This is a genomic window from Microbacterium sp. USTB-Y (assembly GCF_023703415.1).
Taxonomy (GTDB): Bacteria; Actinomycetota; Actinomycetes; order Actinomycetales; family Microbacteriaceae; genus Microbacterium.
The window spans coordinates 432248-448201 of the sequence record NZ_JAGMTU010000005.1; the positions used below are offsets into that span (position 1 = coordinate 432248).

Genomic DNA, 15954 nt, shown 5'->3' on the forward strand with positions numbered 1-15954 from the left:
CTGGCGCCGGCCCTACCCTGGCCTGGTGCCCGGCTTTGGGCTCGGCCCCTCCACGCCGGTCCTGGACCGTCCATCACGATCGCACAGGATGTCACGATCGGCACAGGCCGTCACGATCAGCACACGACAGCCCCGGACTCCTGTGCTGATCGTGACAGGGTGTGCCGATCGTGACAGGGTGTGCCGATCGTCACAGACCACGGAGCGCGGCGAGGATCGCGGCCTGCACCGAAGGCCAGTCGTGCACGACCTGTGCGTAGTCGAACCGGAGGGTGCGGTATCCGAGACGCGCGGCGGCCGCGTCGCGCACGAGATCCCGGTGCCGCTTCACCGGTCCGTCGTGGTTTTCCTTGCCGTCCACTTCGATGATGAGCCGGCCGACCATGAAGTCGACTCTGCCGACCTCGTCGATCTGCACCTGGCAGGCGAGGCGCAGACCGATCGTATGCAGCCTCAGCCGCAGCAGCGATTCGAGTCCGCTGTCGGCATCGGGTCGCGCCAGTTCCGTGAGCCAGCGTGCCGAGGCCGGCAACGCATCGCGGATCCGCCTCCGCGCCGTCGCAGGCAGAAGCCGCTTCCGCCAGGCGGATTCGAACGCGGCGAAGAACGCCTCGTCTCCGGAGCAGCGGCGCAGGTGCAGCAGGGCGGTTTCGAGGTCGGTCCGGCCGAGCGGTGGCGAGCCGCGGTAGTAGTGCGGAACGCAGGCGCAGTCCGGGTGCGTGCGGCCATGCCGCCCCGCACCCAGCCAGACGTGCGGTCCGGTGACCTCGGGCAGCACCCAGATCCCTCGCTCCGTCAGCACGCTCGCGCAGGTGAGCGCGCCACCGTGCTCGACCGCGGCACGGACATCGGGAGCGATCGGACCGACGGCGAACACGCCGTCCCTCAGGCGGTCGACCGTTCCGGCGCGCACGGCTCGGGTGAGCGTCGTGCGCGTGAAGCCGAGGCGCTGCAGTTCCGGACCACGGGCGATGCCGCCCCGGCGGCGGATCGTATCGATCAGAGAGAGCATGCTACGAGGGTGACGAACTCCGTCGTCCCCGGGGGCGGCGATCACAGGATCTGTGCACAACCCTCGATGAGCGTCGGCTGTGGAGGACGATCGGCGGGCACCTCGACTGACACGATCAGCACATGATGCGACGATCGGCACACGAAATGGCCAGATCCGTGTGCCGATCGTCACAGGGTGTGCTGACCGTGACGGCTTGGCGGGATCCACGCCCCCGCGCGCACCCCGCCCGCCCACACCCCGCATGCCCACGCCGCGGCCCGCCCGTCCCACGCCGCGGCCCGCCCGTCCCACGCGCCCCGAACGCCGGCCGCTACACCGGGATGACCGCGTGCGCGACGGCGAAGATCGCGAGTCCGGCGAGCGCTCCGACGACCGTGCCGTTCAGCCGGATGTACTGCAGGTCGCGGCCGACCATGAGCTCGATCTTCTCCGTGGTCTCGGCGGGATCCCACCGCTCCACGGTGTCGGTGATGATCGAGGCGATGTCGTGCCGGTAGCGGTCGACGAGGAACACGGCGGCGTCGGTGACCCAGCCGTCCACCCGCCGCTGAAAGGGCTCCTCGGTGGCGAGGCGGCCTCCGAGCTCGGCGAGTGCCGCCGCAGCCCGACGGCGCAGGCCGCTCTCCGGATCCGCGAGTGCCGACAGCAGTCCGGTCTTCGCCGCGTTCCACGCCTCTGCCGCCAGCGCCCCGACGCGGGGGCTGTCGAACACGGCGGCCTTGGCGTTCTCCAGGCGCGCCCGGGTGCCGGCGTCGTGCTGCAGGTTGTCCGCGAGGCGGGCGAGGTAGCCGTCCAGCGCGAGCCGGGCCGGGTGGCGCGGATCCGCCTGCACGGCCCGCACGAACCGCACTGCTTCGTTGTAGGCGGCCTCGTCCACGAACCGGTGCGCGAGTCGCGGCACCCACCCCGGCAGCCGGCGCGAGAGCAGCCCCTGGAACGCCGCCGCGTTGCCGTCCAGCCAGGTCGCGATGCTGTCGACGGCGAGGTCGACCGCCCCGCGATGGGCGTCCGCCTCGACGATCCGCTGCAGCCAGGTGCCCGCCGGCGTGCCCCACTCCGGCTCCACGAGGTGCTCGCGCGCGAGCTCGGCGATCACGCTCTGCACGTCGTCGTCGCTCAGGGCGCGCAGGACGGCGGAGGCGATCGTGGATCCCTCGCTGGAGACCCGCTCGGCGTGGGCGGGATCTCCCAGCCAGGATCCGAGCCGCGCGGCGATCGAGGTCTCGGAGAGCTTCGTGCGCACGACCTCGGCGGAGAGGAAATTGGTCTCGACGAACTCGCCGAGCGTGCGTCCGATCTCGTCCTTGCGGTTGGGGATGATCGCGGTGTGCGGGATCGGCAGCCCGAGCGGACGGCGGAACAGCGCCGTCACGGCGAACCAGTCGGCGAGGGCGCCCACCATGCCGCCCTCCGCGGCGGCGCGCACGTACTCGAGCCACGGATAGCGGGCCTGCAGCCAGAACGCCAGCACGAAGGCGACGGCCATGATCCCGAGCGCGGCGAGGGCGACGGCCTTCATCCGGCGCAGGGCGCGCAGGCGCTCCTGATCGGCGGGGGACAGCAGTGCTTCACGGGCGCGCGCCATGGGGCCATCCTTCCATCCCGGGGGCCGGAGCGGCCGTAGCGCGCACGACGGGCCGAGTGCGCGATCGATGCAGACGGCGCCCGTGGCGCGCGAGGCCGGCGGGCATGCAGACGGGAGAGAGGCGAAGGCCGGCGGGTACGGCGACGGGAGACGGGAGGGGAAGAGGGATCCGTCCCCAAACGGATCCCTCTCGCAAGCGCCCCAGCGCGATCGGCTGCGGCGTCGGAGGTCCGACGCCCGCTTCCGGCGACCACCGCACGGCGCTCCCGGCGCACGGCGTCCCGCGCCGGCGACCCGGGAGGCGGCCGTTTCGTGCGGGTATCACGAACGGCCGGCGGATGTACGTGTCGTCGGCTCAAGGATCCCGCATTCCGGCCTCGTGCGCGTGGTGGATCCGGCGTATTCCTGCGCCGGGGTCAGCGGATCCGGCGGCCGATACGGTGGAGGCGTGCTTCGTGAACAGCGCCTCGAGGTGGTCCTGAGGGCGGTCGTGACGGTGCGCTCGTCCGAGGACCCGCTCCTCCGGCGCGCCCTCGCCGACGCCGTCCCCGGCGACGAGGCGTTCGTCGCGGCGCTGCGCGCCTTCGTCGATCTCTGCGCGGGCCAGGGCACGGACGGCGAGGCGGCCGCTGTGGCGCTGGACGCCGTGGATCCGTCCGACGTCGACGCCCTCGCCCTCGCCAGGGCGGTGGCGGGCTGGGCGCGGGCGGCGTGGCCCGCCGTGGCGCGCGTGCATCGTGATCCGCTGCAGGACGCGGCGGCGGATCCGCGACCGCTCGGCCGGCGGATGCGGCGCCCGCTGGAGCTGCTGCTGATCGAGGCGGCGCTGGGCTGCTCGCGCCTCGATCTGGCGGCGGAGTTCGCGGCCGAGTGCGACCCGGATGACCCCGTCGGCTTCGACGGGCCGGACGATCCGGTGCGCGCGCTGCTCCGCTGCATCCTGGCGCGCGTGCGACTGTTCGGCGGGGACGTGGTCGCGGCCGAGGCCTTCGCGCGCGCCGCCGAGAGGACGCCGGGTCTGCCTCCGCTGATGCACGCGTTCGCGGCGGCCTGCGTCGCGCTGGTCGACAGCAACGCCGATCAGCGCGCGGCGATGCGCGAGGCGCTGCGCGAGCTCGCGACGGTCGATGCACCGCCGACGCACCTACTGGTCAGCGGCATCCATGTGATCGGCGCGTACGCCGCGAATGCGCAGAACGACGTGCGCACTGCGGCGCGTTTCGTGCTGCGCGCCGGCGTCGACGCCCGGCTCTCCAACCTCCGTGTCGTCGATCGCGCGCTCTGCGGGGAGATCCTCGTGCGTGCGGCGCTGGACGATCGGGATCTCGACGCGGCCCGGGCGTGGCACGAGGAGCTGTCGGTGCTCGTGGACCACCCGATCGCCGACACGGTGATGGATCGCATCGCGAGCCGCATCGCCCACGCCGAAGGCGACGATGCGCGGGCGGCCGCGCTCGCCGAGCGCAGCGTGGCGCGTGCGATCGACCGGCGCCGCGTCGTGGAGGCCACCGAGGGGGAGATCCTCGCCGCCCGTGCCCGCATCGCCGCGGGGGAGGTGGCCGAGTCGGTGCGCCGGCTGACCGCGGTGGTCGAGGCGAGCGAGGGCGCCGGTCGCGACGTGGTGCGGGCGATGGCCGCCCGCGAGCTGCGGCGCACCGGGCGCCGCCTGCCGCCGGATCGGCGCCGCGCCTGGAACGGGCTCAGCGACCGGGAGCGGGAGGTCGCGGTGCTGCTCGCGCGCGGCGACTCCAACGCGGACATCGCCGCGGCGCTGTTCATCTCGCCGCACACGGTGCGCGGTCATGTCTCGCGGATCCTGTTCGCCTTCGGAACGCCCACCCGCGCCGGCGTCGCGAGCGCGCTCGCCGGGACGGGGGATCCGGCCGGCGCAGCACCGCCGTCCGGCACGGCGGCGCTCACCCCGCGGCAGCGCCAGGTCGCGGAGCTCGTCGCCTCGGGCGCCTCCAACCGCGAGATCGCGACCCTGCTCGGGATCGGCGAGTTCACGGTCGAGAAGCACGTCGGGGCGGTCCTGCAGCGCTGGGACATCGCCTCCCGGGCGGCGATCGGCGCCATTCTGCTCCGCGACGGTCCGCCGGACGGAACGGTAGCCTCGTCTTCGTGATCGAAGACATCAAGAAGCGCGCTCTGCACCGCACCAGCATTCTCGAGGGTCAGCTCCGCGGCGTCGCGAAGATGATCGAGAACGAGGACTACTGCATGGACATCATCACGCAGTCCCGTGCGATCCAGCGCTCCCTGGAATCGCTGAACCGGCTCCTCATCGAGAACCACCTGCGCACGCACGTCGCCCACATGTTCGACGAGGGCGGCGCCCAGCGCGAGCAGGCGATCGACGAACTGTTGAAGGCGTTCGACTTCCAGGGGAAGTAGCTCGCCCGAAACACACTCGAAACACGCATTTTCGTTGGAGATGACCTCACCGACAACGAATATCGTCGCAAATATCTGAGATTCCTTCGTTTTCCTCTGTACCGACCTCGGATCCTGTGACAGACTCTCTGCAGCGAATTACTCGATGTGGAGGTTCCATGAGCAGTCCTGTGCCCGTACCTGCTCAGAGCACGACCGACGCGCCGACCGGCGGTGTCGAGATCTCTGGTGTCACCAAGTACTACGGCGATGCGACCGCCGTCGACCGGCTGTCGCTGTCCATCCGTCCCGGGGAGTTCCTCTCCCTGCTGGGCCCGTCGGGGTGCGGCAAGACCACGACGCTGCGCATGATCGCCGGCTTCGAGCATCCGGACGAGGGCGACATCCGCCTGAGCGGCCGCAGCGTCCTCGGCCTTCCCCCGCACAAGCGGGAGGTCAACACGGTCTTCCAGGCCTATGCGCTGTTCCCGCACATGACCGTCGCGGAGAACGTCGCCTACGGGCTGCAGCAGCGCAAGGTGCCCAAGGCCGAGCAGCGCGAGCGCGTGGCCGAGGCGCTCGACATGGTGCAGCTGCGCCGCTTCGCCGACCGCAAGCCCACCCAGCTCAGCGGCGGGCAGCAGCAGCGCATCGCGCTGTCCCGCGCCCTGATCAACCGTCCGTCCGTGCTGCTGCTGGACGAGCCGCTCGCGGCACTGGACCGCCAGCTCCGCGAGGAGATGCAGCTCGAGCTGAAGCTGCTGCAGTCGCGGCTCGGCACCACGTTCGTCTTCGTCACGCACGACCAGGCCGAGGCCCTGTCGATGAGCGACCGGATCGCGGTGATGCGCGCCGGCCGCATCGAGCAGCTGGCCGCCCCCGCCGACATCTACGCCGAGCCGGCCTCCGCCTATGTGGCGTCGTTCATCGGCCAGCAGAACTTCCTGCACGGCACCGTCCTCGGCGGCGGCGGCGACGCCGTCGACACCTTCGCCGGGGCCGTGCACGGCCGCTGGGGCGGGGAGCAGGGGCAGCCCGGATCCACCGCGGTCGCCGCGATCCGTCCCGAGCTCCTGCGGCTCGCGCCGGCCGGCACCGCCGACGGGCCCGGTGTCGACGGCACGGTCCTCGGGGTCTCCCACCTCGGCGAGACCCTGCAGGTCGCGGTCGACGTGGGCCGCGAGCAGGCGTTCCTCGTGCGGATCCCGGCGCCGGGGGCGCCCTCGGTCGCCGTCGGCGATGCGGTGCGCTGCACCTGGAGTCCTGCCGACGTGCGCATCTTCGCCGGCGATGGCATCCCCGAGACCGCGACGCACGTGATCGCGCTCCCGAAGGAGGCCGCCTGATGGCGTACGGCGGGATCCCCGACCGCCCGCCGGTCCGGGTGCTCGCGAACACGGCCTCGGCGCGGAAGATCCGCACCGAGCTGACCCGGCGGGGGTTCCTCGCCACCGCGATCGCCGCCTCGGGCGCGGTGCTCTTCACGGCGTGCGCCCCCGGCAAGGCCTCCGCCGCCTCGAGCGCGCACGGCGGGCCGCTCGAGGACAAGCTCTCGATCTACACGTGGAGCGACTACGACGCCCCGGAGGTGCTCACCGCCTTCACGAAGAAGAAGGGGCCGAAGGTCGTCGTCGACGCCTTCAACTCCAACGAGGAGCTGATCGCCAAGCTCGTCGCGGCGCGCGGCACCTCGGGCTACGACATCGTCGTGCCGAGCGGTCTGTTCATCCTGCCGATGGCGGAGAACGGACTGCTGGAGAAGCTCAACCTCGATCTCATCCCGAACTTCGCGACGATGAACCCGAGCTTCATCCATCGTTCCTTCGACCCGAAGAACGAGTACTCGATCTGCAAGGCCTGGGGGACGACGGGCTTCGTCTACGACAGGACCGTGATCAAGCGCGAGCTCACGAGCTGGGCCGACTTCATCGACGCCGCGCAGAAGGAGGCCTCGGGCCGGACCGCGGTGCTGGACGATCCGGCGCCCCTGTGCGGCATCTACTTCTGGTCGCATGACATCGACTGGAACACCACCGAGAAGAAGCACCTCGACGCCTGCGAGACGTTCATGACGAAGGAGCTCGCGCCGCACATCACCACCTTCGACTCGGCGCCCGGCGGGCAGATCATCCCGCAGGCCTCGGCCGCGCTCGTGCAGTCGTACAGCGGCGATGCGCGCACCGGGATCTCCCAGTCGAAGAACCCCGACCGCTGGCAGTGGGTGCTCGGCGGTCCGGCGACGGAGCTGTGGATGGACAACTGGGCGATCGCGAAGGGTGCTCCGCACCCCGAGGCGGCGCACGCCTTCATCGACTTCATCATCGCGCCGGATGTGCAGCTCGCCCAGGTCGACTACATCGGCTACGACACGGGCGTGCAGGGCACGCAGCAGAAGGCCGAGGAGGCCGGATTGGAGCGGCTCGACATGGTGTACTTCGACGACGCGCAGGTGCAGACGATGCACGAGCAGAAGTTCACGAGCGCCCAGGAGCGGATCGTGGCGATCTGGAACGCGACGAAGGCGGCCGCCGGTGCATAAGCTCAGGATCCGCTTCGGTCTGGCCCTGCCCGCCTGGGTGTGGCTGCTCGTCTTCTTCGTCGTGCCGATCGGCGTCGTCGTCTGGTACAGCTTCGGCTACAAGCCGAGCATCTTCGCGACCAACGCGAACGACAAGCTGTCCTTCGACCGCTACATCGAGGCGCTCTCGCCCACGTTCTTCGCGACCTTCCAGAACACGCTCTGGGTGGGCGTCGCGGGCACGGTCCTGTGCCTGCTGATCGGCGCCCCCGTCGCGTACTGGATCGCCGTGAAGTGCGCGCCGAGCCGCCGGGGCATGTTCCTCGCGCTGGTGATGGTGCCGTTCTGGACCAACTTCCTGGTGCGCACGATCGGCTGGCAGATCATCCTCGCCCCGGAGGGGTGGCTCTCGCACGCCCTGCAGTTCCTGGGGGTGATCCCCGGTCCGCTCGGAGTGCTGAACACCCGCGGGGCGGTGCTCCTCGGCGTGGTCTACAACTACCTGCCGCTGATGATCCTGCCGCTGTTCGTCGCGTTCGACCGTGTGAGCGGACCGCTCCGCGAGGCCAGCAAGGATCTCGGCGCCGGCAGCTGGAAGACGTTCCTCCGGGTCACCGTCCCGCTCGCGCAGCCCGGCATCATCGCCGGAGTGCTGCTGGTCTACATCCCGCTCATGGGCGACTACATCACGGCCACGGTGCTGGGCGGAGCGAAGGGCAACATGGTGGGTCAGATCGTGGCCAGCCAGTTCCAGACCGCGCAGAACTGGGCGCTCGGCTCCGCGATGGCGGTGCTGCTCATCCTCACCATCGCGCTGTCGATCGGGGTCGCGGCCGCGATCGGCTGGCTCGTGACGATCCCGATCCGCCGCAGCTACCGCCTGACGCTCGAGGAGGCACGATGACCGTCGTCGCAGAACGACCCGCCGAGCAGGCGGATCCCTCGCCGTCCGCACGTGCCGCGGCCGGCGCGCGCACCCGGGCGCCGCGCAACGTCAGCCGCTGGCTGCTGCCGCTGTGGGCGACGCTCGTGTTCGTCTTCCTCTTCCTGCCGATCGCCGTCGTGATCGTGTACTCGTTCAACGTCGGCCGCCTGCTCATCTCGTGGGACCACTTCGGGTTCGACTCGTTCGCGGCGATCGTCACCAAGCCCGCGGTGCGCGACGCGGTGCTCGTGTCGCTGCGCACCGGTCTCATCGCCGCCGTGCTCGCGACCGCCCTCGGCACGCTCGCCGGCATCGCGATGGCGCGCACCCCCGGCAAGTGGGTGCCCTGGTTCCTCGCGCTGCTGCTGCTCATCTCGGTCACCCCCGAGATCGTGGACGCGGTCGCGCTGCTGCCGTGGGTCGTGTTCCTCGGCCAGGATCTGGGGATGTCGATCTTCAACGACGGAACGGTGCGCCTCGTGATCGGCCAGTCGCTGTTCTCGATCGCGATCGTGTCGTACATCGTGCGGGCGCGCCTGGTCGGACTGGACGCGAAGCTCGAGGAGGCGTCGGCGGATCTCTACGCCAGGCCGCTCACCACCTTCTTCAAGGTGACCCTGCCGCTGGCGATGCCGGCCGTGCTCGCGGGCTTCCTGCTCTCGTTCACGCTGGGTCTGGACAACACCATCGTCTCCGCGTTCGTCCAGGTCTCCGGCACGACGCCCTGGCCGGTGTACGTGCTGAGCGCTCTGCGCAGCGGCCTGCGTCCGGAGATCGCCGCGGTGTCGACGATCATGCTCGTGCTGACGCTCGGCGCGCTCGCGCTCGTCGCCCTGGTGCTCAAGCGCGCCGGCGACTCGGCGGCCGACATCGCCCGGACCATGGCCGGCGGCTGAGGCGGATCCGAAGCTCCCGTCGCAGAAGATGCCGCTCTGAGACCTCCGGAGCGGCATCTTCTGCGACGGGAACGGACCTTTTGCGACGGGAACGGATCCGGTCCCCGCAACCGGGCCTGGAGGGACGAACCGGGAGGCAATACGCTCGGCTGCGTGGACGCCTCCGACCTCGCCGCACTCCGCGGCGGCCTGCTCGCCTTCTGCTATCAGATGCTGGGCTCGCCGTTCGACGCCGAGGACGCGGTGCAGGACGCGCTCGAGCGGGCCTGGCGCAGCCGGGCCTCGTACCGGCCCGACCGCGGCGCCCTGTCCACCTGGGTGTACCGGATCGCGCGCAACGTGTGCGTCGACCGGCTCCGGGAGAGCCCGCGGCGCCCGCTGCCCCGCGACCTCACCGCCGCGGGGATCGACGTCGGGGCGCCGCTGGTCCCGGCGCTCGACGTCCCGTGGCTGATGCCCGCGCCGACCGGCTGGTGGGCGGACTCCGAGCCCGAGCGCGCGGTCGCCGAGGCGTCCGGGGTGCGGCTCGCGGTGACCCTCGTGCTGCAGGCGCTGCCGCCGAAGCAGCGCGGCGTGTTCATCCTGCGCGAGGTGCTGGGGCATTCGGCGGCGGAGACCGCGGAGATCCTCGAGACGACCGTGCCGGCGGTGAACTCTGCGCTGCAGCGCGCCAAGGTCGCGGTCGCCGATCGCGCGGCGCGTCCTGCGCCGTTGCGGCGGGAGACGGTCGAGGGGTACGCGCGGGCGATCGAGCGCGCCGACGTCGCGGCCCTCGCCGCTCTCGTCGCCGATGACGTCCTGTTCGAGATGCCGCCCGTGCCGCACTGGTCGATCGGGCGCGAGACGTATGCCGCCTTCATGGCGCACCTGTTCGCGTGGCAGGGGTCGCGCTGGGCGACCCGGCCGATCTCCGCCAACGGGCAGCACGGGATCCTGCTGCTGCGCGTCGATGAGGAGGGCGCCCGCCCGCATACGGTGCAGCTGTTCGAGGCCGATGCCGCGGGGGAGCGGATCGGACACGTGCTGGTGTACCGCGACGACGCGCTGTTCGCGCTGTTCGAGCGGGACGGAGTCGTCACCGACGCCGCCGGGGGATCGGATCCGCCCGGCACCGATGAGTTCGACCCCACTCGCGCGTAGACCCTGGTGACGCCCTCCGCGGCCCATGCGCGGGGCGGGACAAGGAGCACGACATGGCACGCATCATCGTGGCGCAGTTCATCACCCTCGACGGGGTCGTGGAGGACCCGGACGGTTCCGGCGGCACGCCGTTCGGCGGGTGGTGCTTCCGGCACGGGCCCGCGGCGATATCGGGGGACAAGTTCCACTACGGATCGATCCTGCAGACCGGGATCTTCCTCTTCGGCCGCCGCACCTGGGAGGCGTTCGCGGCGATGTGGCCGGCGCGGGAGGAGACCGATGCGTTCGCCCGGGCGCTGAACGCCGCCGACAAGGCGGTCGTGACCGGAGGGGACGTCGACCTGAGCCGGTGGCGGAGCTCCCGGAGGGTCGCGGCGGATCCGATCGGCTGGGCCCGCCAGACCGCCGCCGAGCGCGATGTCGTCCTGATCGGCAGCGGATCTCTCGTCGAGCGCTTCGTCGAGGCCGGCGTGGTGGACGAATACCGGCTGCGCGTGTTCCCGACCGCGACGGGCGCGGGCCGTCGGCTGTTCCCCGACGGCGTGGCACTCGATCTCGTCAGCGTCGAGCAGGTCGGCCCCACGAGCCTCGTGATCGCGACCCCGTCCGCCCAGGGTCGTTGAGCGAGACGCCCTTCGTCTCACCCAGGGTCGTTGAGCGAGACACTCTTCGTCGCACCCGGGGTCGTTGAGCGAGACGCCCTTCGTCTCACCCGGGGTCGTTGAGCGAGCACGGCCGCAGGCCGAGCGAGACGAAACGCGGCGCCCTTGCAGGACACCGCGTTTCGTCTCGGTCGGCTTCGCCGTGCTCGCTCGACGACCCCGAGGGGTCAGAGAACGTTCTCTGCCTCCGTGAGCACTCCGCGCAGGATCCCGGTGATCTCGCGGAACTCCGCCGGGCCGATCGTGAGCGGCGGGGCGAGCTGGATCACGGGGTCGCCGCGGTCGTCCGCGCGGCAGTACAGCCCCGCCTCGTAGAGGGCGCCGGAGAGGAATCCGCGCAGCAGGCGCTCGGACTCGTCGTCGTCGAAGGTCTCCCGGGTCGTCTTGTCCTTGACCAGCTCGATCCCGAAGAAGTAGCCGTCGCCGCGCACGTCGCCGACGAGCGGAAGGTCGAGCAGCGTCTCGAGCTCCGCGCGGAACAGCGGAGAGTTCTCGCGCACGCGCTCGTTGAGCTTCTCCTCCTCGAAGATGTTGAGGTTCTCCAGGGCGACGGCGGCGGAGACCGGGTGCCCGCCGAACGTGTAGCCGTGCGGGAACGACAGATCGCCGTGCGCGAAGGGCTCGTAGATCCGGTCGCTGACGATCGCGGCTCCCAGAGGGGAGTATCCGCTCGTGATGCCCTTGGCGCAGGTGATGATGTCGGGCACGTAGCCGTAGGCGTCGCACGCGAACATGTGCCCGATCCGGCCGAAGGCGCAGATCACCTCGTCGGAGACGAGCAGCACGTCGTAGCGGTCGCAGATCTCGCGCACCCGCTGGAAGTAGCCGGGAGGGGGCGGGAAGCAGCCGCCGGAGTTCTGCACCGGCTCGAGGAAGACGGCCGCGACCGTGTCCGGCCCCTCGAACTGGATCATCTCCTCGATCCGGTCGGCGGCCCAGACTCCGAAGGCCTCGGGATCCGTCGGGGCGCCCATCTCGGCCGCACGGTAGATGTTCGTGTTCGGGACGCGGAACCCTCCCGGGGTGACGGGCTCGAACATCGCCTTCATCGCGGGGATGCCGGTGATCGCGAGGGCGCCCTGCGTCGTGCCGTGGTAGGCGATCGAGCGCGAGATGACCTTGTGCTTGGTCGGCTTGCCGCGCAGCTTCCAGTAGTGCTTGGCGAGCTTGAACGCGGTCTCGACGGCCTCGCCGCCGCCCGACGTGAAGAAGACGCGGTTCAGGTCGCCCGGTGCGTAGCCGGCGAGGCGGTCGGCGAGCTCGATCGCCGCCGGGTGCGCGTACGACCACAGCGGGAAGAAGGCGAGCTGCTCGGCCTGCTTCGCGGCGGCCTCGGCCAGCCGCTTACGGCCGTGGCCGGCGTTGACGACGAAGAGGCCGGCGAGCCCGTCGATGTACTGCTTGCCGGTGTCGTCCCAGATGTGGTGTCCCTCGCCTCGGACGATGATCGGCACACCGGTGCGGTCCATCGTGGACTGCCGGGTGAAGTGCATCCAGAGGTGATCGTGTGCTTTCTGTTGCAGATCGGCGCTCATGCTCCGATCTTGTCACTCGAAATTGAAAATGACAACAGAAATCGAAGGTGCGGATACCTGGATTCTGCGGATTCCGAGGTTGCGTGCGAAGGGTGGGGTGGGGAGAGGTCGCGCGTCGACCGCGCTCAGGGAGCCGATCCTGTGTAGTACTATCACTACTTCAGGGAACCGAGGTACATGATGTTCAGCATGACCGCGCGCGAGTTCAACCAATCCGTCGCCCGGGCGCAGCGCATCGCGGACAAGGAGCCGGTGCTCGTCACCAAGCACTCGCAGCCGGCCTACGTGCTGCTGAGCATCGAGGAGTACGAGCGGCTGCGACCATCCGCTCCGGCGTCGATGCTCGACCTGCTCGCGATGGCGCCGGAGGGTGAAGGGGATGACGGAGAGTTCGATCGCATCATCGACGAGATCGTCGCAGACCGGAAGAAGGACATCGGTCGTCCACCGCTGGAGTTGTGAAGGATGTACCTCGTCGACACCAATGCGCTCTCGGAGGCGCGGCGGACAGGATCCTTGGGTGAGCGTTCGCGTCGCTGGATGAGCTCCGTCGCACCGGGGTCGCTGTTCATCAGCGTGGTCTCGGACTACGAGCTGGAGCTCGGCGCGTTGACGCTGGAGCGGAGAGATCCTCGTCAAGCACACGCGTTGCGCGGATGGATCGACGGCATCCGTCTCGAACTCGGAGCGCGGATACTCCCTGTCACGCCGGAGATCGCTCGGATCTGCGCCGGCATCAACGTGCCGGACCGGCGTCCCTGGGCGGACTCGCTGATCGCCGCGACGGCGCTCCATCATGGTCTGACGGTGGTCACCCGGAACGAGAAGGACTTCGATGTTCCGGGGCTGGCCGTGATCAATCCCTTCTCGGGGGTGACCGTGGCCTGACCCGCTCAGGGGAGCGGGACGACCTCGGTGTCCGGCATCGGCGCGGCGTCGCGACCGCGCAGATCCGGGAAGTACCGCACGAACACCACGGAGACGATCAGGGCCACGGCGGCGAAGCAGGTGGCGGCCAGATAGGCGCCGGCGGGGCTGTGCAGGCTGTCGATGAGGAAGCCGGCGATCGCGGATCCGGCGGCGGCGCCGATCAGCTGCCCGGTGCCGGCCCAGCCGAACGCCTCCGCGGTCTCGGAGAACTTCACGCTCGCCGAGGTGATCGCGAATAGCACCGCGAGGGCCGGGGCGATGCCGATCCCGGCGGCGAGCAGCGTGCCGCCGAGCCAGAACACGTTGAGGGAGATCATCGTGAGCGCGAGACCCACGGTGACGATCGTGAGGCGCCGGGCCATCGCCCACGGCCCCATCGGCACGCGACCCGAGGCCAGGCCGCCGACGAGGCTTCCCACCGAGAACACGGCGAGCACGAGCCCCGCCTCCAGACCCCCGTGGTCGAAGGTCTTCACGACGCCGGCCTCGACCGCCGCGCACGCCCCGATGAGGAGGAACCCGATGACGGTGGCCAGCAGCACGGGGGGCTTCAGCACGACGGCGCCGAACCCGCGACGGCTGCGCGGGATGCGCACGCGCCCGACCTCGGGGGACAGGATGAACCACGCTCCGCCGCCGACGAGCACGGCGGCCACGAGCAGCAGCCCCTGCACGGTCCCGACCTGGGTGGACACAATCGTGATGACCACCGGCGCGACGATCCAGATGATCTCCTGCAGCGAGGCGTCCAGCGAGAACAGCGGCGTCAGCTGCGACGAGTTCACCAGCTTGGGGTAGATCGTGCGCGCCGCGGACTGGATCGGCGGCGTGGACAGCCCTGCGACCATGCCGAGCACCACGAGGCCGGCGAGGGGGAGGGCGGTGAAGAACGCCAGTCCGAGGAACGCGAGCACGCAGACCGACAGCGTCAGCGTGAGCACGGGGCGCATGCCCCAGCGGCCCATCCAGCGGCTCGTGACGGGCCCCGACACGGCCTGGCCGATCGACGACGCGGCGAGCACAAGGCCGGCCGCGCCGTAGGAGCCGGTGGCGTGCTGCACGTGCAGCAGGATCGCGAGGCTGGCCATTCCGTTCGGGAACCGCGCGGTCAGCTGTGCGGCGATGATGCGTCCGACTCCCGGTACGCGCAGAAGCTCCTTGTATCCCGATCCGGCCACGGATCAACGGTACAGGGCGGGACCGGATCAGTCCGCCTCGGCGAACTCCTTCGCGGCCGCCTCGACCTCGGAGTCGCTGGGCACTCGCGGCGCGTAGTCGCGGGCGCGGACGTGGGCGAGGAATTCGGCGTCCGGCGCGACGGCGTACGTCCTCACGTAGTACGTGACCGGTCCGGTCCAGAGGAACTCGCCGTCGGTCCTGGCCGTGAGCGGGACGACCGGAGCGTCGTCGGCCAGCACGTCCACGCCGCGCACCGTCGTGTGCGCGACCACCGCCCCGGCCTCGAGGTACGCCGCGACGCGCGACGCCTCCTCGGGGCTCAGGCGCTCCTCGTTCAAGGAGGGGCGCTGCCCGGGTGGGAGGCTCCCGGCGTCAGCGAAGACCGAAACCTGCTTCATCATGCGTTCTCACTCTCCGTTCGGCTGGAAGCTCGTCCACGAGCCGTTGTGCGGCTTGACCGGCTTACCGGTCACGGGATCGACGTCCGTCACGAACGGCGTTCCGTGGGACGACGACCACACGGGCTTCGTCGGTGCGGTCACCTCGACGTTCAGATGGTTCGACAGCTGCTGTGCGAAGCCGTCGGAGTCGGCACCGGTGCTGCACGAGAACAAGCGTATCGGCGTCGTGCCGTCCCAATCGGTGTGCTTCCTGACGTGCGCGGCGAAGTCCTCCGCGGTCAGCATGGACCCGTCGGCGCCCTGCACGGCACTCGGCGAACCGTGCAGGTCCAGCACGTACTCGCCGGGGTAGCGGGGGACGTCGCCGGCGAACGGCCGGTCGTCCTCCGGCAGGAAGTGCCAGCCGCCCTCTGTCTTCTCGCCCTTGCGCAGCTTGCGGTCCTTCCACCAGCCGCGGGCGACCGCGTCGTCCACCTGATCGAGATCGGCCACCTCGCGCGCGACGGTGTCGAGATGGTCGACCATGTTGTCGGCGAGGTGATGCAGCCTGAGCTGTGCGTGACCCATCCCGTGCAGGACGGCCTGCCGCAGTTCGCGGATCACCGGTTTGAGCGACATCCCGCCCTCTCGATCGTGACGCGGGCCCTCGGCTGGAGGCCCGGGTTCACGCTATGCGGAGGCGACCGGCGCGGCGATGGGGAGATGGGTCAACTCATCCGGTAGCGCCTACCTGTCATATCCATCACTCAGAGGATCCTGACCCGGACGAACGATCGCAGTCGCTCGAGGGCAAAG

At 70.5% G+C, this 15954-nt stretch carries 16 protein-coding genes; 10 read left to right on the plus strand and 6 right to left on the minus strand.

Going from position 1 to position 15954, the window contains the following annotated elements:
* Positions 1-190: 190 nt before the first annotated feature.
* Together J8G10_RS14830 and J8G10_RS14835 are read right to left on the minus strand one after the other, a co-directional pair.
* Positions 191-1012 carry a type IV toxin-antitoxin system AbiEi family antitoxin domain-containing protein gene (locus J8G10_RS14830; protein WP_251446501.1) on the minus strand — a complete coding sequence of 274 codons (822 nt, stop codon included), beginning with the start codon at positions 1010-1012 and terminating at the stop codon, positions 191-193.
* Between the two features lie 313 nt (positions 1013-1325).
* The gene (locus J8G10_RS14835) at positions 1326-2600 is read right to left on the minus strand and encodes a DUF445 domain-containing protein (RefSeq protein WP_251446503.1); all 1275 of its coding nucleotides are present in this window, start codon (positions 2598-2600) and stop codon (positions 1326-1328) included.
* A 448-nt stretch (positions 2601-3048) separates the two neighbouring features.
* Between J8G10_RS14835 and J8G10_RS19590 the strand changes: the two genes are divergently transcribed.
* The 8 genes from J8G10_RS19590 (at position 3049) to J8G10_RS14875 (ending at position 11075) form a co-directional block, all read left to right on the plus strand.
* Positions 3049-4725: a helix-turn-helix transcriptional regulator gene (locus tag J8G10_RS19590; protein ID WP_251446506.1), complete on the plus strand. Its 1677-nt coding sequence runs from the start codon at positions 3049-3051 to the stop codon at positions 4723-4725.
* Entirely contained in the window at positions 4722-4994 is a 273-nt protein-coding gene (locus tag J8G10_RS14845; protein ID WP_251446509.1) for a metal-sensitive transcriptional regulator, read from the plus strand. Before J8G10_RS19590 ends, J8G10_RS14845 begins: the two co-directional genes overlap by 4 nt.
* 158 nt (positions 4995-5152) lie before the next feature.
* On the plus strand, positions 5153-6319 hold the full coding sequence (locus J8G10_RS14850) for an ABC transporter ATP-binding protein (protein ID WP_251446512.1): 1167 nt from the start codon (positions 5153-5155) through the stop codon (positions 6317-6319).
* Entirely contained in the window at positions 6319-7512 is a 1194-nt protein-coding gene (locus J8G10_RS14855) for a spermidine/putrescine ABC transporter substrate-binding protein (protein WP_251446515.1), read from the plus strand. Before J8G10_RS14850 ends, J8G10_RS14855 begins: the two co-directional genes overlap by 1 nt.
* Positions 7505-8395, plus strand: a complete 891-nt coding sequence (locus J8G10_RS14860; RefSeq protein ID WP_251446518.1) for an ABC transporter permease — start codon at positions 7505-7507, stop codon at positions 8393-8395. Before J8G10_RS14855 ends, J8G10_RS14860 begins: the two co-directional genes overlap by 8 nt.
* The gene (locus J8G10_RS14865; RefSeq protein ID WP_251446521.1) at positions 8392-9312 is read left to right on the plus strand and encodes an ABC transporter permease; all 921 of its coding nucleotides are present in this window, start codon (positions 8392-8394) and stop codon (positions 9310-9312) included. Before J8G10_RS14860 ends, J8G10_RS14865 begins: the two co-directional genes overlap by 4 nt.
* Positions 9313-9465: 153 nt before the next feature.
* Positions 9466-10452 carry an RNA polymerase subunit sigma-70 gene (locus J8G10_RS14870; protein ID WP_251446523.1) on the plus strand — a complete coding sequence of 329 codons (987 nt, stop codon included), beginning with the start codon at positions 9466-9468 and terminating at the stop codon, positions 10450-10452.
* Between the two features lie 53 nt (positions 10453-10505).
* Positions 10506-11075 carry a dihydrofolate reductase family protein gene (locus J8G10_RS14875; protein WP_251446526.1) on the plus strand — a complete coding sequence of 190 codons (570 nt, stop codon included), beginning with the start codon at positions 10506-10508 and terminating at the stop codon, positions 11073-11075.
* Between the two features lie 206 nt (positions 11076-11281).
* Here J8G10_RS14875 and J8G10_RS14880 read toward each other — a convergent pair whose 3' ends face one another.
* Positions 11282-12649, minus strand: coding sequence for an aspartate aminotransferase family protein (locus J8G10_RS14880; RefSeq protein ID WP_251446529.1), 1368 nt, complete (start codon positions 12647-12649; stop codon positions 11282-11284).
* 189 nt (positions 12650-12838) lie between these two features.
* Between J8G10_RS14880 and J8G10_RS14885 the strand changes: the two genes are divergently transcribed.
* Positions 12839-13111 (plus strand): type II toxin-antitoxin system prevent-host-death family antitoxin, encoded by a 273-nt coding sequence (locus tag J8G10_RS14885; protein WP_251446532.1) that lies wholly within the window; start codon positions 12839-12841, stop codon positions 13109-13111.
* 3 nt (positions 13112-13114) lie between these two features.
* On the plus strand, positions 13115-13537 hold the full coding sequence (locus tag J8G10_RS14890) for a type II toxin-antitoxin system VapC family toxin (RefSeq protein WP_251446535.1): 423 nt from the start codon (positions 13115-13117) through the stop codon (positions 13535-13537).
* Positions 13538-13542: 5 nt separating this feature from the next.
* Here the strand turns inward: J8G10_RS14890 and J8G10_RS14895 are convergent, their stop codons facing one another.
* From J8G10_RS14895 to J8G10_RS14905, 3 genes are all read right to left on the minus strand, one after another.
* Positions 13543-14706 (minus strand): MFS transporter, encoded by a 1164-nt coding sequence (locus J8G10_RS14895; protein ID WP_251446597.1) that lies wholly within the window; start codon positions 14704-14706, stop codon positions 13543-13545.
* Positions 14707-14784: 78 nt separating this feature from the next.
* Complete coding sequence (locus J8G10_RS14900; protein ID WP_251446538.1) at positions 14785-15159, minus strand: hypothetical protein; 375 nt, start codon at positions 15157-15159, stop codon at positions 14785-14787.
* A 6-nt stretch (positions 15160-15165) separates the two neighbouring features.
* Entirely contained in the window at positions 15166-15777 is a 612-nt protein-coding gene (locus J8G10_RS14905) for a hypothetical protein (protein WP_251446541.1), read from the minus strand.
* Positions 15778-15954: the final 177 nt, after the last annotated feature.